The 19,445-nt window shown below is 68.6% G+C and carries 24 protein-coding genes; 13 read left to right on the top strand and 11 right to left on the bottom strand.

The annotated features are described in order from the left end of the window. Positions 1-87: 87 nt before the first annotated feature. Together BN984_RS07690 and BN984_RS19690 are read left to right on the top strand one after the other, a co-directional pair. Complete coding sequence (locus BN984_RS07690) at positions 88-1,170, top strand: aminopeptidase (protein WP_008091345.1); 1,083 nt, start codon at positions 88-90, stop codon at positions 1,168-1,170. A gap of 284 nt (positions 1,171-1,454) precedes the next feature. Then, positions 1,455-1,607 (top strand): hypothetical protein, encoded by a 153-nt coding sequence (locus BN984_RS19690; protein WP_004045356.1) that lies wholly within the window; start codon positions 1,455-1,457, stop codon positions 1,605-1,607. 5 nt (positions 1,608-1,612) lie between these two features. Here BN984_RS19690 and lrp read toward each other — a convergent pair whose 3' ends face one another. Continuing rightward, positions 1,613-2,071, bottom strand: a complete 459-nt coding sequence (gene lrp / locus BN984_RS07685) for an HTH-type transcriptional regulator Lrp (RefSeq protein WP_008091341.1) — start codon at positions 2,069-2,071, stop codon at positions 1,613-1,615. A 126-nt stretch (positions 2,072-2,197) separates the two neighbouring features. Here lrp and glnA point away from each other — a divergent pair, with 126 nt between their 5' ends. Next, a complete protein-coding gene (gene glnA / locus BN984_RS07680; RefSeq protein ID WP_049967975.1) occupies positions 2,198-3,568 on the top strand; it encodes a type I glutamate--ammonia ligase in 1,371 nt (456 codons plus the stop codon). 210 nt (positions 3,569-3,778) lie between these two features. Here glnA and BN984_RS07675 read toward each other — a convergent pair whose 3' ends face one another. The 3 genes from BN984_RS07675 to BN984_RS07665 all read right to left on the bottom strand — a co-directional run bounded on the left by BN984_RS07675 (position 3,779) and on the right by BN984_RS07665 (position 7,292). Beyond that, positions 3,779-4,744 (bottom strand): phosphatase PAP2 family protein, encoded by a 966-nt coding sequence (locus BN984_RS07675; RefSeq protein WP_049967974.1) that lies wholly within the window; start codon positions 4,742-4,744, stop codon positions 3,779-3,781. Position 4,745: 1 nt separating this feature from the next. Beyond that, positions 4,746-6,083: a YihY/virulence factor BrkB family protein gene (locus tag BN984_RS07670; protein ID WP_008091339.1), complete on the bottom strand. Its 1,338-nt coding sequence runs from the start codon at positions 6,081-6,083 to the stop codon at positions 4,746-4,748. A gap of 78 nt (positions 6,084-6,161) precedes the next feature. Next, complete coding sequence (locus BN984_RS07665) at positions 6,162-7,292, bottom strand: tRNA (guanine(26)-N(2))-dimethyltransferase (RefSeq protein ID WP_049967973.1); 1,131 nt, start codon at positions 7,290-7,292, stop codon at positions 6,162-6,164. Between the two features lie 120 nt (positions 7,293-7,412). Between BN984_RS07665 and BN984_RS07660 the strand changes: the two genes are divergently transcribed. The 9 genes from BN984_RS07660 to BN984_RS07620 all read left to right on the top strand — a co-directional run bounded on the left by BN984_RS07660 (position 7,413) and on the right by BN984_RS07620 (position 13,073). Then, positions 7,413-7,757 (top strand): SWIM zinc finger family protein, encoded by a 345-nt coding sequence (locus tag BN984_RS07660; protein WP_049897082.1) that lies wholly within the window; start codon positions 7,413-7,415, stop codon positions 7,755-7,757. A 96-nt stretch (positions 7,758-7,853) separates the two neighbouring features. Continuing rightward, complete coding sequence (locus BN984_RS07655) at positions 7,854-8,681, top strand: HVO_0234 family beta-propeller protein (RefSeq protein ID WP_049967972.1); 828 nt, start codon at positions 7,854-7,856, stop codon at positions 8,679-8,681. 60 nt (positions 8,682-8,741) lie between these two features. Further along, a complete protein-coding gene (locus BN984_RS07650; RefSeq protein ID WP_049967971.1) occupies positions 8,742-9,593 on the top strand; it encodes a ribose-phosphate diphosphokinase in 852 nt (283 codons plus the stop codon). A 54-nt stretch (positions 9,594-9,647) separates the two neighbouring features. Continuing rightward, positions 9,648-9,878 carry a DUF7860 family protein gene (locus tag BN984_RS07645; RefSeq protein ID WP_004973761.1) on the top strand — a complete coding sequence of 77 codons (231 nt, stop codon included), beginning with the start codon at positions 9,648-9,650 and terminating at the stop codon, positions 9,876-9,878. Beyond that, positions 9,879-10,508 carry a uracil-DNA glycosylase gene (locus BN984_RS07640; protein ID WP_049967970.1) on the top strand — a complete coding sequence of 210 codons (630 nt, stop codon included), beginning with the start codon at positions 9,879-9,881 and terminating at the stop codon, positions 10,506-10,508. A 92-nt stretch (positions 10,509-10,600) separates the two neighbouring features. Further along, positions 10,601-10,837, top strand: coding sequence for a hypothetical protein (locus BN984_RS07635; protein WP_049967969.1), 237 nt, complete (start codon positions 10,601-10,603; stop codon positions 10,835-10,837). 60 nt (positions 10,838-10,897) lie between these two features. Then, a complete protein-coding gene (locus BN984_RS07630; RefSeq protein WP_004973767.1) occupies positions 10,898-11,314 on the top strand; it encodes an HIT family protein in 417 nt (138 codons plus the stop codon). 88 nt (positions 11,315-11,402) lie between these two features. Then, positions 11,403-12,218: a DUF7847 domain-containing protein gene (locus BN984_RS07625; RefSeq protein ID WP_008091328.1), complete on the top strand. Its 816-nt coding sequence runs from the start codon at positions 11,403-11,405 to the stop codon at positions 12,216-12,218. Positions 12,219-12,326: 108 nt separating this feature from the next. After that, on the top strand, positions 12,327-13,073 hold the full coding sequence (locus BN984_RS07620; protein ID WP_008091326.1) for a P-loop NTPase family protein: 747 nt from the start codon (positions 12,327-12,329) through the stop codon (positions 13,071-13,073). 102 nt (positions 13,074-13,175) lie between these two features. On the opposite strand, the gene BN984_RS07615 is transcribed toward BN984_RS07620, so the two are convergent. Continuing rightward, positions 13,176-13,697, bottom strand: a complete 522-nt coding sequence (locus BN984_RS07615) for a DUF7858 family protein (RefSeq protein WP_008091324.1) — start codon at positions 13,695-13,697, stop codon at positions 13,176-13,178. A 162-nt stretch (positions 13,698-13,859) separates the two neighbouring features. Here BN984_RS07615 and BN984_RS07610 point away from each other — a divergent pair, with 162 nt between their 5' ends. Beyond that, complete coding sequence (locus tag BN984_RS07610; RefSeq protein WP_004973774.1) at positions 13,860-14,726, top strand: transcription initiation factor IIB; 867 nt, start codon at positions 13,860-13,862, stop codon at positions 14,724-14,726. A 104-nt stretch (positions 14,727-14,830) separates the two neighbouring features. On the opposite strand, the gene BN984_RS07605 is transcribed toward BN984_RS07610, so the two are convergent. The 6 genes from BN984_RS07605 to BN984_RS07580 form a co-directional block, all read right to left on the bottom strand. After that, positions 14,831-15,493 (bottom strand): P-loop NTPase, encoded by a 663-nt coding sequence (locus BN984_RS07605; protein ID WP_049967968.1) that lies wholly within the window; start codon positions 15,491-15,493, stop codon positions 14,831-14,833. Beyond that, positions 15,490-16,380: a DUF7857 domain-containing protein gene (locus BN984_RS07600; RefSeq protein WP_008091318.1), complete on the bottom strand. Its 891-nt coding sequence runs from the start codon at positions 16,378-16,380 to the stop codon at positions 15,490-15,492. Before BN984_RS07600 ends, BN984_RS07605 begins: the two co-directional genes overlap by 4 nt. A 51-nt stretch (positions 16,381-16,431) precedes the next feature. Further along, a complete protein-coding gene (locus BN984_RS07595; protein WP_049967967.1) occupies positions 16,432-17,379 on the bottom strand; it encodes a DUF7856 family protein in 948 nt (315 codons plus the stop codon). Beyond that, positions 17,376-17,714: a DUF7855 family protein gene (locus tag BN984_RS07590; protein WP_008091314.1), complete on the bottom strand. Its 339-nt coding sequence runs from the start codon at positions 17,712-17,714 to the stop codon at positions 17,376-17,378. The genes BN984_RS07595 and BN984_RS07590 overlap by 4 nt, the downstream gene beginning before the upstream one ends. Positions 17,715-17,842: 128 nt before the next feature. After that, entirely contained in the window at positions 17,843-18,145 is a 303-nt protein-coding gene (locus tag BN984_RS07585; RefSeq protein WP_008091312.1) for a DUF7854 family protein, read from the bottom strand. 88 nt (positions 18,146-18,233) lie between these two features. Then, positions 18,234-19,337 carry a hypothetical protein gene (locus BN984_RS07580; RefSeq protein WP_049967966.1) on the bottom strand — a complete coding sequence of 368 codons (1,104 nt, stop codon included), beginning with the start codon at positions 19,335-19,337 and terminating at the stop codon, positions 18,234-18,236. Positions 19,338-19,445 lie beyond the last annotated feature (108 nt).

Below are 19,445 nucleotides of genomic sequence, written 5' to 3'. Positions count from 1 at the left end.
AACGGTGGTCCGCGTGGCGTTCCCCGTCCGCCGGCGCAATATTTGCGCTTCGAAAGGTGTTTGCCCCGGGGACACACACGACGCGGTATGGACCCGCGCATCCGCGAGCACGCACAGACCATCGTCGACCACTCCACGAGCGTCGAGGCCGGCGACAACGTCGTCATCTCCGCGCCCTCGGTGGCCGAGGACCTCGTCACGGCCGTCCACGAACTGCTCGGCGACCGCGGCGCGAACGTCGTCGCGATGGACGCGAACCCGCGCTTTACCCGCGCGTTCCTCCGCGCCGGCGACGACGACTACGAGACGCCCGAGCACGTGCTGGCGCTCTACGAGGAGACGGACGTCATCATCCGCGTCCGCGGCGAGACGAACGCCACCGAGCAGAGCGACGTGCCGCCGGAGACGAACGCCGCGTACAAGCGGGCGTACAAGCCCGTGCAAGGCGAGATGCTCTCGAAGCGCTGGTGTCTCACCCAGTACCCCGCGAAGGGGAGCGCCCAGCTTGCGGGCATGAGCACAGAGGCTTACGAGAACTTCGTCTACGACGCCGTCACCCTCGACTGGGACGCGCAGGGCGAACTCCAACAGCAGTTAGTCGACATCCTCAACGACGGCGACGAGGTCCGCATCAAGTCGGGCGACGAGACCGACGTGACGATGAGCATCGCCGGCAACACGGCCATCAACGACACGGCCGAGCACAACCTCCCCGGCGGCGAAGTGTTCACCGCGCCAGTGAAGGACTCCGTGAACGGCGAGGTCTACTTCGACCTGCCGCTGTACCGACAGGGCCGCGAGGTCTCCGGCGTCCGCGTCCGCTTCGAGGATGGCGAGGTCGTCGACTACTCCGCCGAGGGGAACGAGGAGGTCTTAGACGGCGTGTTCGACACCGACGAGGGCGCGCGCTACCTCGGCGAACTCGGTATCGGCATGAACCGCAGCATCGACCAGTTCACCTACAACATGCTGTTCGACGAGAAGATGGGCGACACCGTCCACATGGCCGTCGGCTCGGCGTACCCCGAGACGGTCGGCGCGGACAACGAACTCAACGAGAGCGCCGAGCACGTCGACATGATCGTCGACATGTCCGAGGAGTCGGTCATCGAGGTTGACGGCGAGGTCGTCCAGCGGAACGGCACGTTCGTCTTCGAAGACGAGTTCTGACCGGGTCGACCGCGCACCGTCCTGTTCGCGGACAACTCGCAACATTTCGTCTCCGGTTTATCGGCCGGAGAATCGCTCGTCGTCGTCGGATTTTCCAGTCGAAACGGGAGCCTTCGAACAGTCGCCGAAATCGGCACCGAGACGCGGGGACAGATTCGGTCTGTCTCGACCGAAGTCCGCGGGTTCTCCAGTCGAAGCGGTGCCCCTCCGTCTATAGACAGACGTGTGACAACAATACACAGACCCCAGTAGGTTTATTTCGAATAGTCGATGAACACGAACCGATGCCAGCGGTCCAGTGCCGAGAGTGTGGACGCGACGTGGCGGTCCACGAGATAGAGACCACGACGAAAACGACGCCCGACGGCTTCGACACGAGGTATCGGTGTCCCTACTGCAAGTCGGAGATGCGAGACGTGAAAACGCGAATCGTCTGACGGCGTTACTGGTCGAGGTCGAGTTCGAACTGCTCGTTTTCGGTGACGGCGTTGAGCACGACCGAGGTGTTGGACTCGCGGATGTCCGCGTCCGTGAGCAGTTTCTTGATCTGCGTGTTCATGCCGTCGGTGTCACGGAACTTGCCGATGGCGATGATGTCGTAGTCGCCGGTGACCTCGTACACCGAAATCATCTGTTTTTCGGCGCGGAGGCGCTCCGTGATTTCGGGGAGCGCAGAGCCCTCGACTTTGAGCTGAATGACGGCGGTTACGTCGTAGCCGAGCGCGTCGTAGTTGACGCGGGGGGTGTAGCCCTCGATGACGCCTTCGTCTTCGAGGTCTCGCAGGTGATTCGAGACGGTCGTGACCGACACGTCGAGTTCTTCGGCGAGGCTTCGCAGGCTCGCCCGGCCGTCGCCGAGGAGTGCGTTGATGAGCTTCGCGTCGAGGTTTTCGTACGTCATTACATCTACACACCGTCCCGGGGGATTAGAATTTTACGAATATCCAATTCTGTGGCGAGGTGCGGGGAATTGCATTAAGCGGAAAGGTCTTTATAGTGCGGGTGTTCGAATCGCGTGTTCAGGAAAATGACGGAAGACAACGCACTCACCGACGGCGGCCTGAGCGACGAGGCACAGGCAGTCATCGACGAGATCGAAGAGAAGAATGTCGACTTCCTCCGACTCCAGTTCACCGACATTCTCGGAACGGTCAAAAACGTCTCCATCCCGGCCTCGCAGGCCGAAAAGGCGTTCACCGAAGGCATCTATTTCGACGGTTCCTCCATCGACGGCTTCGTGCGCATCCAGGAGTCCGACATGCGCCTCGAACCCGACCCGTCCACGTTCGCCGTCCTCCCGTGGCGGAAGAAGGAAAACAGCGCCGCCGCGCGCCTCATCTGTGACGTCTTCAACACCTCCACCGGCGAGCCGTTCAGCGGCGACCCGCGTGGCGTCCTCAAGCGCGCTATCAAGCGCGCAGAAGAGATGGGCTACGACGTGAACGCTGCCCCCGAACCGGAGTTCTTCCTGTTCGAAGAAGACGAAGACGGCCGCGCGACGACCGTCACGAACGACGCCGGCGGCTACTTCGACCTCGCGCCGAAGGACCTCGCGTCCGACGTGCGCCGCGACATCATCTACGGACTCGAGAGCATGGGCTTCGACATCGAAGCCTCGCACCACGAGGTCGCCGAGGGCCAGCACGAGATCAACTTCACGTACGACGACGCCCTCTCGACGGCCGACAACGTCGCAACCTTCCGGTCCGTCGTTCGCGCCATCGCGGCCGAACACGACCTCCACGCGACGTTCATGCCCAAGCCCATCGCCCGCATCAACGGCTCGGGTATGCACACGCACATCTCGCTGTTCCAGGACGGCGAGAACGCGTTCCACGACGGCGACGACGAGTTCGACCTGAGCGAGACTGCGAAGCAGTTCACTGCGGGTATCCTCGACCACGCGCCTGCCGTGACGGCAGTGTGTGACCCGACGGTGAACTCCTACAAGCGCCTCGTCCCCGGCTACGAAGCGCCGGTCTACATCGCGTGGTCCGACCGCAACCGCTCGGCGCTCATCCGCAAGCCGGCCGCCCGCACGCCGGCCGCCTCGCGCATCGAGGCCCGCTTCCCCGACCCGTCCTGTAACCCGTACCTCGCGCTCGCCGCGCTCCTCCACGCCGGTCTCGATGGCATCGAGAAAGGTCTCGAGTGCCCCGACCCGGTCCGCGAGAACATCTACGAGTTCGACGAGGAAAAGCGCGAAGAATACGGCATCGAGACGCTCCCGAAGGACCTCGGTGCTGCCGTCGACGCCCTCGAAGAGGACGAAGTCATCCAGGAGGCCCTGGGCGACCACGTCTACGAGAAGTTCGTCGAAGCCAAGCGCTCCGAGTTCAAGGACTACCTCGTCTCGGTCTCCCAGTGGGAACTCGACCGGTACCTCGAGACGTTCTAACCGTCGCGCACGCCTCACACCGATTTTTCTTTTGCGACCGCTCGCCGGAGAGCGGCAGCGCCGCGCCGAGACCGAACGCGAGCCGTCGTTGCCGCGGTGGCCGAGCCGCGACCGGACTCGCGAAGCTCGTTGGGTTGTGAGCGGTCGCGGAACCGGTGCAGTCCGAAAAGGGAAGCGCCAGCCTCGCGTCGGCCGTCGGCGTCGCCCGAGTCAGTCGGCGCGCTGGGTCGCCCCGTCGCCGAGCCCGATTCGGCCCTGTAACTTCGGCGCGACGAGGATGAACGCGACCACCGCCCCGGTGGCGAACACCGTCACCGGGACCGAGGCGTCGGCCACGTCGACGCCGACCCAGAGGCCGCCCGCGCCGAGGAATGCGACGAGCGCCACCGGCGGCGACAGCGTCGGCAGCGACTCGTGGTCGGCGAGTCGCGCCCAGCCGACGAGGCCGCCGAGCGACCCGCCGAGGGCCGCCGCGGCGTTTTCCGTGTGTCCGGGGACGCCCGTGGCGAACACCACCGCGAGCGCGAGAACGCTCAGGCCGGCCGCGATAGCGAACAGCCGCGCCGGCTCGAGGTGGCCGGCCGCGTCGGGGTCGTCCGCGGCGGCGACCGAAAAGACCGTCTTCAGAAAGACCAGGCCGAGGAGGACGCCGACGACGATGTCGACGCCGTAGTGGACGCCGAGGAAAATCCGCGAGAGCGAGACGGTGGCGACGACGACCGCCGCGGCGACGAGCCGGCGGCGGCGGTCCCACACGTCGAGAAGCGAGACCGCGGCCCCGTAGACGACGGTCGTCCCGAGGGCGTGGCCGCTCGGGAAGCCGAAGCCGTCGTCGGTGGTAAACGACACGAACAGGTCCGAGAGCGGCGACGGCCACGCGGGGGCATCGGCGACGGCCGCGGTCGGCGGTCGCGGCAGGGCGAAGCCGACTTTCAGCGCGGTGACGAGCGCCAGCGACCCGAGCGCGAGGCCGACGAAGGCGGCCGCGGTTCGCCGTGGACGGGCCGTGATTCGTGGGCGACAGAGCCAGTACAGCGACGTGAACGCGACGAAGAAGAACCACTGGTCGCCGAGTTGGGTGACGAGACCGAACAGGAAGACGAGCGCATCCGGCGCGTCCGCGAGCGCTAGCTCGCCGAACCCGCGAGTCTGAAGCGCGAGTGCAGACCGGAGCATCTCAGCCGCGGCGTTCGCGGACCGCGTCGACGGCGCGGCCGGGGAGGCCGAGCGCGTTCAGGCCGATGCCGAAGATGACGAACAGGACGTAGAGCCCGAGCGTCGACAGGAAGATGATGAGCATGGCGACGACCGCGATGAGGTCCGACTGGAGGTAGTAGAACGCGCCGAGCGTGAGGACGACGCCGTAGCCGAGCACGAGGTAGGGTCCCCAACCGCGAGCCTTGCCGCGGCGCATCCGACGGCGGACGTAGCGCTTCAACTCGGCTTCGAGCTTGGGCTTTTCGACCGTCCGGTCCGTCACGTCGTCCTCGAACGCGTCGAGGTCGGCGCGGAGTTCCTCGACCTGCGATTCCAGCTCCTCGATGTCGGGAGCGCCGCGCGGGGAGACGGACGCGCCGGTCTCCGCGTCGCCGGCGTCCTCCGTCCGCGGCCCATCGGTGTCACCTCGGTCGTCGCTCATATCCGTACGAGCGTCATGTCGGCCTCCCGTATGTTGTACCTGCCGGTCCACTCCGGGCGGTCCCCCCGGCGGGTCACGCGGTTCCGCGGGCAGCGCGTCGCCGCCGACCCCCGCGAGGACCGCGTTGACGACCGCGCCCGAAAGCAGGATGAGCCCCGAGAAGTAGAACCACGTCACGAGCAACAGGAGCGTCCCGAGCGCGCCCGCGACCGACGCGCCGGCCACCGACGCGTACACCCCGAACCCGATTCCGAGAACGGTCCAGCCGACGGCCGCGAAGACGGTTCCCGGAACGACCTGCCGCGGCGAGAGGTCGGCGTCGGGGAAGACGTAGTACAGCGGGAAGAACGCCGCACAGAGCGTGAGTAGCAACAGGAGCGGCGAGAGCAGTTGGAGGAACGGCACGTCGAGGAGGCCGAGTAGCGCGGTCAGCACCGCGACGCCGATGGTGCCGACGCCGATGCTGGCGAGGGCGATGGTGCCGTCTCGAAGTTGGTCGAGGAGACCGCCGGCCTCGGAGCCGTAGATGCGCGAAAACGCGATGTCGAGGCCGCGAAAGAGCTTCAGCGCGCCCCAGACCGTCAGCGCGAGGCTCACCGCTCCGACGCTACCCTGTCCGGCTCGGTCCGTGAGGGCCTCCTCGACGAGGTCCTGCCCGGTCGGGACGAGGTACCGTTCGACGAGCGTCTGGAGCTGCGCCTGCAACTCCGCGCCGCCGACCGCGGTGGCGACGACGACGCCGAGCACGAGAAGCGGAATCAGCGAGACGAGCGCGTAGTACGAGATGCTGGCCGCGAGAAACGAGATTTCCTTCTCCCGAATCGTGTCGACGACGGCCCGCGCGACGGGAACGACGGTTCGAATCTTGGCGCTCACGTATCACCAAAACGACACGGGAGACAAAGAAGCTACCCGCCGACGCGGCGGCGTGAGCCGGTTACGAGCCCCCGTCGGTCAGGCTTCGGGGTCGAGCGCGGCGGTCGCCTCGCGTATCTCCGCGACCGTCGCGTCGGTCTTGAACGCGGTGCCGTGGTAGTGCGCGGGAGTGGCGTCGTAGCCGGCGTCGCGGAGCGTTTCGAGGAAGGTCTCCATCTTCGAGGCCGAGCGCCCCCAGAGCTTACAGAGGCGGTGCTGGTCGAAGTGAGTCGGCGTGTCGAGTTCGACCGCCAGCGTGTCGAGGAGTTTGCGGGCGCGTTTCGCGGTGCCGAGATCCTCCGTCACCTCGTCGCGGACGGCCTCGGCGAACGCCGGTTCGGAGACGGGGCCGAGCCAGATGGGGCCGGCTTCGAGAATGCGGGTGGAACCGCAGTTGGCGCACGCTTCGGGCGGGTGGGCGATGAGCGAGTGCTCGGCCTCGCGGTGGAGGCAGTCCTCGCAGTGGTAGACGAAGCCGGTCGATTCGAGGAGTTCGTCGGCCTTCGTCGCCCGCTCGTCGAGTTCGAGGTACGCCCGCGCGTAGTGGCGCGTCGCGTGCGAGAGAACCGGGACGGCGGCCTTGTCGTAGCGGGCGGCGGTGCGGACCATCGCGCCGAGGAGCGTCCGAAGGCCCATCTCGGGGTGGTAGTCGGTGTTCTGCGGGAGACAGCCGTACTTCCGGATGCCGCTTTTCTGGTGTGCGCCGCACAGCGGGGCGGTGTCCGTAGCGGTGACGCAGACGAGGTCGCGAGTGTTGGCGAAGGCGGGGTCGGCGAAGGGCATCGGCGTGCCGAAGGGGTCGAGGTCGACCACGTCGAAGACGGAGTCGTACATGAGGGCGTTGGCGTTTCGGTGGACCGCCTCGCCGCCGTTGCCGGCGCGGTCGAGGTTCGACTGGGCGAGTTCGACGGCGTCGGTGTCGAGGTCGGCGCAGGTCACGTCGTAACCCTCGGCGGCGGCGCGGACGCCCCGGATTCCCGAGGCGGCCATCGCGTCGAGGTAGCTCTCGGCGCGGGGTTCGCGCTCGCGGAAGGCGCGGAGGACGGCCGCGGTGATGTCCCGGTTCAACTCCTGTGTGGGGTTGTAGAAGACATCGTCGCCGGTTCCCGCTGACGCCCCGTCGCGGGCGTCGGGAACCTCGATTTCGACGCCTCCCTCGCTCACGTGCATACCCGCAGTCGCCCGCGCGGGCGGAAACCGGTTGCGATGCGATTGTGCGCCGCGGCTGTGGCGGGCGTCCTCCCCCGCGGCATCGAATGCGTTTTCACCGCCACCGACGAAATCGGGGGCGTGGATTCGGCCGACGACTGGCGAGCGGCCCTCGAAGCGGCCGGGCGGCTCTCGCCGCAGATCGTGCAGGCCATCGTCGACGCCCACGGCGACCGGGGCGTCACGGCCATCGAGGCCGTCTCCGAGCGACGGGTGAAGCGCTACCGCGACTTCGACGTGGTCGTCGGCTACGACGACGAGTACGTGGTCGAAGACCGCGGCTGTACCTGCAAGGACTCCCAGTACAACCTCGACCCCGACGAGGGCGAGCGCTGCTGGCACGTCCTCGCGGTCGACGTGGCCGAGGCGCTCGACGAACTCGACCACCACGACATGTGGTACTCCGACGTGCGGGAATTTCTGTAATCACACTTCTCGGCCGCGCGCCCGTCCGACCCGTCGCCGCGCCGCGGGAACGACCACAATCCTTTCCGAACCCCGCCGCGAACCTCGGGCCAACGGATGGCTGATTTCGACCTCTCTATCGACGAAAAGCGGGTGTACGCGGACAAGTCCGACAAGCAGACGGTGTACGTCGCCGCGGGCGTCGGGGTCGTGACCGTCGACGTGTCCGACGACCTCGTCGGCGGCTTCCGCGTCGACCGCCGGTGCGCCGCGCGGGACGCCGCCGGGTCGCCCGGGGAAGTCGCCGTCGCCACCGACGAGGACGTACTGCTCGTCCGGGGCGACGACTACCACGAACTCGGCTTCGGGCCCGCGACGGCCGTCGGCTTCCACCGGAATCGCGTCGTCGCCGCCGCCGACTCGGGTCGTGTCGCCCGCTTCGACGAGTCCGGGTGGACCGACCTCGGCGAAGTCGAATCGGTCCGCGCCCTCGACGGGAGCCTCGTCGCGGCCGAAGACGGCGTCTACCGCATCGGCGACGACGGTCTCTCGCACGTCGGCTTGGACGGCGTGAACGACGTGTCCGACCCCGCGGGCCGTCTCGGCGGCGACTCGGGAACCCCGCTCGCCGCGACCGACTCGGGGCTGTACGCGCTCGGCAACGGCTGGATGGACGCGCTCGACGGGGCGTTTTCGGCGGTCGCGTCGATGCCGGACGGCCGCGCCCACGCGGTCGGACCGGACGGCGTCGTCGCGCGAGACGACGAGTCGGACGAGTGGAACGCCGCCCCGATTCCGCTGGACGAGACGGTCGTCGCGCTCGCCCACGACGCCCGCGCCGCCTACGCCGTCACCGACGCGGGGGGCTTCTGCGTTCGGCTGACCGGGGGCGACTGGCGGACGCAAGTGCTCGGATTGGACACCGTCGGCGTCGCGGTTCGCTGACACGCGACGCGGCTGTACGCAACGAAAAGCGGTTTTACCCCCCACGAGAGACGAACGGGTATGCTCGTACCCGGCGCATCCTCCCAGGCACTCGCGGCCGCGCTCGCCGCCGAACTCGGCGAGTCGCTCGCGGCCGTCGAGTACGACCGCTTCCCCGACGGCGAGACGCTGGCCGCCGTTCCCGACTTCGACGCCGACGCCGCCACCATCGTCGCCAGCACCGCCAGCAACGACGCCTACGTCGAACTCCTCCAACTGCAGGACGCGGTCCGCGAGGCCGGCGCGTCCGAGGTCACGACGGTCATCCCGTACATGGGCTACGCCCGACAGGACAAGGCGTTCGAGGCCGGCCACCCGGTTTCGGCCCGCGCGGTCGCCCGCGCCGTCAGCACGACGGCCGACCGCGTCGTGCTCGTCAACCCCCACGAGGACGCCGTCTCGGAGTTCTTCGACGTGCCCGTCGACATCGTCGACGCCGCCGGGCGACTCGCCGAACCACTCCCCGCGCTCGACGACCCGCTGTTTCTGTCGCCCGATTCGGGGGCCATCGGCATCGCCGAGACCGTCCGCGACGCCTACGGCGAGGGCGAGACCGACTACTTCGAGAAGGTGCGCCACTCCGGGACCGACGTCGAAATCACGCCGAGCGACGCCGACTTCGAGGGCCGCGACGTGGTCATCACCGACGACATCATCGCCACCGGGTCGACCATGAGCGAGGCCGTCGCCGTCCTCGCAGACGGTGGCGCGAAGCGCGTCTTCTGTGCGACCGTCCACCCGCTTCTCGCCCGCAACGCCCGCACGAAACTCGCGCGCGCCGGTATCGAACGCGTCGTCGGCACCGACACCATCGAGCGCGACGTGAGCGAGGTATCTGTGGCCCCCGTTCTCGCCGACGAACTCGAACGGTAACATATCACACAGTCTCTCGAAACGGTTTTCCCAGTCCCCGTATCTCGGAATACTATGGGACGCTACGGAGACATCGACTACCCGCGGATGACCAAGACCGGCCTCGGACTGGGGCTCGCGCTGTTCCTGTTCGGCGCTGTCGGCGCGAAAGTCGCGCTCGCGATGAACGGCGGCGCACTTCCGGGCTGGGAGCGCACGCTGTTTTTCGACGCCGAGTGGCTCGGCATCGCACTGGTCCTGTTCTCGCCGATTATCTTCGGCATCGTGCTCCCCCTGACGGAGTAGATGGCCGACGCCGACCCGCGGTTCCCCGACGACGACGAGACGCTCGTCCTCGAGCCCGACTGCGACCGCTGTCCGGCGCTCGTCGAGTGCCGCAACCGCATCTCGTGGGGCGTCGGTCCCGACGACGCGACCGTGATGGTCGTGGGCGAAGCGCCGGGTGCGGGCAATCCCGACGCCGACCGCTGGCGGGGCGGCAACTGGACCGGGATGTCCTACACGGCCCGGCACTCGGGCCGCCGCATCCGCGAGACGATGGCCGCCGTCGGCTACGAGTCGGGCGTCTTCTACACGAACGCGGTCAAGTGCTTCCCCTCGGACGGCGAGGGGTCGAACCGCGCGCCCACGGCCGCGGAAAAGGAAAACTGCCGCGACCACCTCGTCGCCGAACTCGAAGCCGTCGACCCCGACGTGGTGGTTCCGACCGGCCGCCACGCGACCGAAAGCGTCCTCTCGCTCGACGACACCTCGCTGGACGGCTTTCTCGATACCGTCCTCGAACCCGTCGAGAGCGAGCGGTTCGGCTACACCGTACTCCCGCTTTTGCACCCCTCGTACCGCGACGTGTGGCTCTCCCGACTCGGCTACGAGTTAGACGAGTACCTAGCCGACTTGGAATCGCGTCTCCCCTGAGGCCGCCGCGTCGACGACGCCGACCGCACCGACCGCACCGACCGACACCCCGCATACTCATGACTGTGGAATGACATGGTTCGACCACACCGATGCTCGGCGACCTCATCGCTGACCTGATTCTCGAAATCGTCTTCCGCCCCGTCCTGAAGGCGATGGACCTGTTCGTCGCCAGCGTGAAGAAGCGACTGGCGCGGATTCGGGCGCGGTTCGGCGGTGACGGAGGTAACGGCGGTGACGGTGTCGGCGCGGCCACCGACAACGGGAACGCCGGAGTCGGCCGCGAATACGACGCCGCCGACCGCGAACGGTCCACCGAGCGGAACTGACGCGTCCCCGACCCCGAACCGGTGCGAACTTTCTTTTTCCCGCCAATCGACGTGCCACGTATGTCCGACTGCATCTTCTGCGCCATCGTCGACGGCGACATCCCCGGCCGAATCGTCCACGAGACCGAACACTCGCTGGCGTTCCTCGACGCCAACCCGCTCGCGCCCGGCCACACGCTCGTCGTCCCGAAGGAGCACCACGCCCGACTCGACGAGGTGCCGGCCGACGCGGCCGCCGACCTCTTCGCCGCCGTGAACGACCTCGTCCCGCGCGTCGAGGCGGCGGTCGACGCCGACGCGACGAACGTCGGCATCAACAACGGCCCCGCCGCCGGCCAGGAAGTCGACCACGTCCACGTCCACATCGTCCCGCGGTTCGAGGGCGACGGCGGCAGTCCCATCCACGCCGTCGCGGGCGAGCGGCCCGACCTCTCCGACGAGGAACTGGCCGACATCGAGGCGGCCATCTCGGGCTGACGGAACCGACCTCTCCTGCCGGCGCCGCGCTCACCAACAAATCGTGTCGATGTAAAAACACATAGGGCCGCCGTGAGTACCGGCAGACGTGACAGTCCTCCAATCGTTTCGAACGACCCTCCAAGTCGTCACCAAGACGCCCGTGCTCGTCGCGTTCGCCCTCACGTTCGGGCTTATGGGCGCGTTGAACAACGCCACCGGTCTCGTCAGTGTGGTCGGGGCGATCCTGGTACTGTTCGGCTCACCGGCGCTCATCGGCGCGTTCTACACCGTCATCGACGGCGCGCGACCCGGTTCCGACACCGACCTGCGTGCGTCTACCGCGGCACAGCGCTACTACGTCAGCCTGCTCGGTGCGAGCATCCTCTCCGGCCTCGTCATCATGATCGTCGCGCTGGTCGTGGGCGGCGGCGTCGTCGGCTACATCGGCTTCGATCGAATCGACGCGGTTCTGAACGGCTCTGCGAGCCTCACGCTCGTCGAACTCGCCGCCGCCGGAGCAGCTTTCGCGGCCCTCGCGGCCGTCGTCTACCTCTTCACGTTCTTCGACACCGCCGTCGTCTTCGACGGGAAGACCGCGGGCGGGTCGCTCAGCCGCAGCGTCGACTTCGTCTTCGGCAACCTCCGGCACGTCGTCGGCTACGCGGTCGTGGCGACCGTCGCAACCTCGGTCGTCGACCTGCCGGTCCTCTGGCTCGTCAGCCTCGACGGGGCGACCACCGTCGCCGGCGCGGTGACGGCGTTCCAAGCGCCGATGCCGGCGGTCGACATCGCCGTCCTAGCCGTCGCCTCGACGGTCACGACGCTCGTCGGGCGAACCTACAAGGTCTGTTTCTACCGGGCCTGTACGGACGCCGTGCCGGGTTCTGACCCTGACGCGGCCGACGACGAGTGGTCGGTCTAGCCCCACCGCCGGCCGTCAAAATCATCTTTGCGAGCTGAATAGTGTCCTCCGGCGACACCAATTCCGGCCGACCGAAGCTATTAATTCGAGAACCCGACCAGTCGCGGTATGCCGATTCCCCCCAGAACCACCGCGCTCGTCGGCGTCGCCGGCGGCGCAGGGACGACCCGACTGACGCTCGAACTCGCCGCGGCGCTCGCGACCGACGGCCGCGACGTTGCGGTCCTCGACGCGGCGTTCGCCACGCAGGGGCTCTCGGACTACGTCTCGGGAGCGCTCGACCCCGACGCGACGTCGCTCGTCACCGACGCGGCGGACGTGCCGCTGGAGTCGGGGCTGGTAGACTTCGAGACCGACACCGAGGGACGCGTCGCCGTCTGCCCCGCCGCGGCCCCGTTCGAGCGACTCGCGCGGGCGATGACCCCCGATGCCGCACGGGCGTTCGAGGGTCGCATCGCCGAGGCCGCAGACAGCTTCGACCACGTGCTCGTCGACGCGCCGCTCCTCGCGTCGAATCAGACCGTCGCCGCCGCCGCGGCCTGCGACAGCGTCGCGCTCGTCGCGCCCGCCACGGACCGCGGTGCCGACGCCATCGGTCGTCTCAGCGCCCGGGCCGCCGACATCGGCGCTGATATCGACGCGGTCGTCTCCACGCTCGGCGCGCTCGGCGACGCGGACGTGATTGTTCCCGAGACCGAGGCGAACGACATCGCCGACGCGCCGGCGTGCCGCGACGACGCCGACCTCGCGGCGGGCGTCGCCGCAGTCGCGGAGGTCCTCCTCGACGTGGAACTCGATTCGGTGACGGCCGCCGGCGGCGTGCTCACCTCGGTCGGCGAGTACGTCCGTCGCTGAATCGCGCGACGCGCCGAGCGAGTTTCGAGAGCACAGACGGACGGCTGGTGAGCGCCGCCGCTCGCGAGCGTGAAAACGGGAGGTGGGGAGGCGTGTCCCGCGTCAGAACTGCATGTCGGTGACCGAACTCATGGTCTCGGCCAGCGAGTCGCGCTTCGCGACGGCCGCGTCGGTGCGGTCGGTCAGCGCGCCCTCGACGGCTTCGACGAGGGGGTCGATGGGGTCGTGCGTCTCGACGTACGTCGCGAGTGCGAACTCCGACGGCTCCGCGCCGGTGAGCGCGAGCGCGTCGGCGCGCGAGATTCGTCCGTCGATCCAATCGCGGACGATGCGTCGCGCCTCGGGTGCGAGGGGAATCACGCCCGCTTCGCCGCAACGGTGCAAGACTTTCGCCGCCGTGACCGGAGCGACGCCTGCGTCGCTCGCGCTCTCGCCGACTGACGTGCCCGACCCGTGTGCTTCGACAACCCGCTCCGCGGCCGCAGGCGCACAGGGGAGCGCGTCTGCGTGCGCCTCGAAGCGCTCGCGGAGGGAAACACCGGTGTCGTCGACAGTCGGAACGCAGCGCGAGCGCTGTTCAGTCGTCGTCGTCTCTAACGCGGCGGCGATATCCGACAGTCCCATCGCTCGGTGGTCCGCACCTACCGAGTAAAAGCGTTCCTAATCAGTATCAAAATTGAGTCTGTAACCCACCGGTTATCGGTAGGCTCTAGCGGCAGCAATCGGGGTTATACCCCCGATTCAACCCGTGTTTAAATACCTGTTCGCGACCAATTTTCAATTGTGATGAGCGAAGCACGTTCCCCCCAGGGTTGCCCCGAATGCGACGGACACCTCGGTTTCGAAGCCGGCGAGACGGTCTGTACCGACTGCGGTCTCGTCGTCTCGGAGTACCGCATCGACCACGGCCCCGAGTGGCGCTCGTTCGCCGACGACGACCGGAACCCCGCCCGCACCGGCGCGCCGCTCACCCGCTCGCGCCACGACCGCGGCCTGTCGACCGAAATCGGTCGCTCGACGCGTATCAAGGGTCGCAAGCGCCGGCAGTTCGCCCGCATGCGCCGCCAGCACAACCGCGCTCGCATCTCGACCAAGCGCGAGCGCAATCAGGTGTACGCCTTCACCGAGATTCGCCGCGTGACGAGCGCGCTGTCGCTCCCGAACCACATCCGCGACCAGGCGTGTTCGCTGTTCGAGTCCGCCCAGAACGAGGACCTCTTGCGCGGGCGCTCGCTCGAAGGGTTCGCCGCGGCCTGCGTCTACGCCGCCTGCCGCGTCGCCGGCGTCTCCCGGAGCGTCGAGGAGGTCTGCGACGTGTCGAAGGCCACTGAGGCGGAACACCAAGCGGCCTACGGCGCGCTCAACCGCGACCTCGGCCTCCCCGTCGCGCCCGCCGACCCGACCGAGTACCTGCCGCGGTTCGCGACCAAGCTCGACCTCGACAGCGACACCGAGCGCCGGGCGCGCGAGTACGTCGCCGAAGCCCGCGAGGAGGGCGTCGTTGGCGGCAAGAACCCCTGCGGCGTCGCCGCGGCGTGTCTCTACACCGCGGCTCGCGACCGCGGCGAAGACTGCACGCAGGCCGAGGCCGCCGACGTGGCCGACGTGACGCCCGTAACGCTCCGCAAGACGTACGTGGCGCTCCGCGAGTGAGCCGACGCCGACAGGCGACGAGACTCGCTAACTGAGACGACGGCGAGGAAGACGCGAGAATCGAACTGCGTCCGCACGAACGGACCGAAGACGAGACGACGTTTCTACCGACCGCTTACGCGAACCGCGTCCGCGAGTTCTCGAACGCGACTACTGGGAAGGCTCTTCGGCGACGACGCGACGACCGGTTCGAACCGCTCGACCGCCTCGGCCAGTCGAGAGTCCGCGGGGACCGCCGTCGCCGGCGCGCCGAGCACGTCAGCGAAGGCGTCGAGCGGCACCTCGTCGACGACGCGGTTGACCGCGACGGCGGCGAGCCCGCAGTCGAGTTCGCGCGCGAGCTCGCGGGTCCGCACCGCGTCGGCCAGCGCGTACCCCTTGGGCGACGCGACCACGAGGCAGGCGTCGGCAATGGTGAGAGGAACGCCGGCGTCGGCGCGCATCCCCGCGGGGCAGTCCACGACCACGTCGCCGTAGGCCGCTTCGACCGCGTGAAGCGCGTCGGCGAGGAGGCGCACGTCGGCCGCCCGCGCACCGGCGAGCGTCCGACCGCACGGCAGAATCGAGACCGGGCCGCTCGAGCGGATGGCTTCGAGCGGGTCCGCGCGCCCCGCGAGCACGTCGTGGAGGTCTGGACCGGGCGCGTACGGGAGGTTTGCCATCCCGAGGTCGGCGTCGACGACGACCGCGCCCAGTTCCGCCGCGAGTTCGAACGACAGCGTCGACTTCCCGACGCCGCCCTTCCCGGAGACGACCGCGAGAATCACGCGAGCCTCCGGAGCGCGTCCACGTCGGGGTCGGCGTCGGCGGCGCGGTCCGCGAGCGCCGTCGCGCGCGCCGCTAGCCGGCGAAGGCGCTCCCGGTCAGAATCGAGCGATTCGAGCGCCTCGACGCCGGCGTCGGCCTCTGAGAGCGCCGCCGCGGCGGCCGCGACCGACGCGCCGTCCAGTCGCTCGGCGAGGTCGATGCGACGCTCGAACGCCGCGAGCGACTCCAGTGGCTCCGGCGGCTCCAGTGGCTCCGACCCGAGCGACTGCTCAGTCTCGCGGCCGCGTTCCTCGGAAGTCCCGACCGCCGCCGACACGTCGGCGTCCGTGGGCTGTTCGGACGGTTCGGGACGTTCGGAGTGGGTCTGTGATGCGGGACTCGGAAGGGGCTCGCGGCGCTCGCCATCTGACGCGTCGCTCGTCGTGCTGGGTGTCGGTTCGGGCGTCTCCGACTCCCGCGTCGTCGGCGGCAGGTCAGAAGAGACGGGAACTGCATCGGCCGGCGGTCGCGCCGAACCGAGCGTTCGAACCGCGTCTTCGGGGGTCGAACCGGTGGCCTGCTCCGACCCGTCGGCGCGGCCGAGTACGTCGATATCGACCGCGCACCCGGGTCGAGCGTCGAAGTCGGTGGCGGCGGCGTCGCGGTCGGCCGTCGACGACGGGGAGACGGCGTAGCCGAGCGCAACCGTCGAACTCGCGGGGACGACGCCTTCGAACCCGTCGTCGTCCCATCCGGCTTCGGGGACGCCGGCGCGACGCGGCGGGAGCACCGACCCGTCGAGTCGGTTGCGAAGCCTGACGCGCCGGTCGACCGGCGCGTCGTTGTGGACTCGGACCGAGACGAGGGCGACGCCGTCGTCTACGGTCACGTCGATATCGGAGTGCATGGCGGGGCTGGCCGCCGCTTCGTATATAAATCAACGCCCGGTGTGGCTCGCTCACCCGTCGTTCGGCCGGCATCTGATGACCGGCGCGTCGAGCCAGTTCGCCGCGGCCTCGGCGTCCGAAAACCGGCCGCACGAGATGACGACCGGGGCGGACAGGTCGGCGAGGCGGACGGCGGCGAGCGCGCGTGCGACGGGGTCCGATTCGAGGTCTGCCACCGAGGCGGGCGACTCCGCAGTCGCCATCAGCGGCGGAGTCGCCACGAGGCTCCGGAGCGCCGCCTCGAACGCATCGCCGAGTTCGGCCGCGAAGTACGCCCGCGCCTCCCGACGGCGGTTCTCGACCGCGTCTTCGAGTTTGAGTCGCGCCTCGCGGCTGTCTCGCTCGGTTCGGGCCGCCCGTTCGAGCGCCGAAAGCCGCTGTTCGGCCGCGACGCGTTCGGTTTCGACCTCGGAGAGTTCGGTCGCGACCTCCACGAGTTCCGATTGCGCTGTCTCAGTCGCCTCGTCGTCGCCGGCGTCTCGGTGAGCATTCACCCGACCGCGAAGGGTTGCGACGCGCTCTCTGAGTCGGGACTCGTCCTCGCCGGCGGCGGCGACGCGGCGGCGGGCCTCGCGGAGCGCGGCCGCGGACGTGTCGATGGATTCGCGTTCGTCCGCCTCCCCTTCGACCCCATCGTCGCGGCGCTCGGCGAGTTTCGCTTCGAGTCGGCCGAGGTCGTCGGCGACGGGAGAGCGAAGCCCGCGGGACCGACCGACCGCCGCGAGGAGCCAGCCGCGGGACGGTGTCGGCTTCGAGACGGGAATCCGACCGAGGCGGTCGTACCCGGGACCCGGCGGCGGACAGTCGATTCGGAGCGCGCCGGTCGCGTCGTCCCCGTCGTCCCCGTTGTCCCCCCGTATCGCGGCGACGACCTCGTCGGCACCGACGTCGAACGGTCCGTCGGCGAGGTCGATAGCCGGTCCTTCGCGGACGGTCCCGTCGGGAAGCCGAAGCCTCATAGCTCGCGGCGCTGCATCTCCGCGGCCGACGGGTAGTCGGTGCCCGAGGCGAACTTGCTGTACGGCGTCGCCGGGGACTCGCGGTCCTCGTAGGCGGCCGCGGCCTCGCGGACCGCGTCCGGGACCGCCGCGAACTCGTTGAACGGCTCGGTTCGCTCGATTTGCACGGCCTCGTCGTGTTTCTCCCGAAGCCGAAGCGCGAGGAAGGCGGCCAACTCCGTCTCGTCGAAGAGCGCGGCGCGACCCAGTCGACGGACCACGACCTCGTCGTGGGTCCGACAGATGTTCCGAAGCGTCGTCCGCGCCGCCTGCGAGTAAGTCACGACCAACAGCACGCACGCTCGGTCACGGAGTCGGGAGAAAAATCGTTCGACAGCGGCGCTCTCGCGTCAGTCGACTGTCACAGACAGGGGAGACGGCGGCGTCTCACCCGAGTTCGAATCTCCGCGCGACTCGTCTCGCCTCAGACGCGCTCGACCGAGAACGTCACGTCGTCGGCGTCGCCGGCCGCCTCGTCAAGGAGGTCTCTGACCCGCGTCCGCGCGTCGACCTCGTCGGCGGCGAGGACGACGAGCCCCTCCGCGCGGTCGTCGCCGACGGCCGTCCAGGCGTCGAGCGTCCCGTCGCCGGCGTCGTCTTCGAACTCCGTCGCGAACGTCCGGAGGACGGTCACGACGCGACGCTCGGTGCTGGCGAGGTCCGCGTCGCCCGATTCGAGGTCGCGGATGGCGTCTTCGATGTTGCGGATGGCGGAGATTCGGTCCATCGGTCGTCTGTCTCGTCGCCGCACGCTCCACTAAGTTCGTCGGTTCCGCGCGGGTCGGTCGCAGACGGTCGCGAGTCGAACGGCCGTCTCAGGAGCGTTCGTCCGGTAGCTCCTCGAAGAAGTCGGCGACGAACGTGAACTGCTCCGCCACGAGGTCGCAGTCCGCGAAGGCCTCTCGCGCCTCGCTTTCGAGGGCGGTCTGCTTTTCGGGGATGTCGTTGTCGCCCGCGGTCGCCGCCTCGTCGAGCACCTCGCTGGCCCGCGCCATCGCGTCGGTGAGACAGGCGAACTCCTCGGAGCGGGAGGCGATTGCCGCCACGGGGTCGCGTTCCGAAACCCGCGCGTTCACGTCCTCGAACGCGCTCATCGCCCGGAAGAACGACCCGGTGGCGTCGCCGTAGCTCTCGCCGAGGTACTCGTCGAACCCGTCCTGTAATCGTCGGGTCGCGTCGCGGAACGAGACGATGTCGTCAGCGAAGGCCTCGAGCTGACCGATCTCCCGCTCGAAAAAGTCGACCTTCCGCCCGTAGTCCGCCGGTTCGAGGGCGGTGAGTTCGTCGAGGGCGTCGGCCTCCGACTCCTTCCGTAAGCTGTTGAGCGTCTCTCGCGTCGGTTCGAGCGCCTCCGCTATCTGTCGGACCTGCGTGTCGATTCGGTTGAACTCCTCGCCGTACAGTCTGGAGACTGCGTTATTGGTGCGGTAGAACGCCTGATTGGCGTTCTCGTGGGTCTTACCCGTCCACCAGAGGAACCAGAAGGCGCGTCGGAGACGCCCGAGACGCGCCCGCTGAGCGTCGGTCTTGTCGAGTTGGTCGAGCGTGTTGAAGTGGCCGCGCGCGAGGTACAGCGACTCGGCGTCGTCCTCGAACGAGAACTGCGTCGTGGCGTTCAGGTCGTGGAAGCCGCCGTCTTCGCCCGCCACGGACGCGAAGTCCTCGACCGCAGCGTCGAGGTCTTCCACGGCGAGGCCGAGAATTCGGTCCACCCTGTCCGGCTCTTCCGTGGTCGTCTCGGTCGTCGGCTCCTCCGTCGTCGTCGTCGGCTCCTCAGTCGTGGTCGCAGTCGGAGTTTCCGTCGCCGTCGGCGTGGCAGTCGTCGTCGGCTCCTCCGTCGTCGTCTCCCCACCGTCCGCTGACGAACATCCCGCGAGAAAGAGTGCACCCGCGGTCGCCAGATACGCTCGACGATTCATGCGTACTACATGACTTTCAGATTACATAGGGGTGTTGGTGCAAATAAACGACACGCGTTCGAGACTGTCCGCTCGCCAAGATAGTGTGGAAGTCGGGACAGTACGGAG

This window comes from Haloferax prahovense, assembly GCF_000723845.1.
GTDB classification, from domain to species: domain Archaea; phylum Halobacteriota; class Halobacteria; order Halobacteriales; family Haloferacaceae; genus Haloferax; species Haloferax prahovense.
The sequence above is the reverse complement of the archived record's forward strand: the minus strand, read 5'-3'. Positions and strand labels throughout refer to the sequence as shown.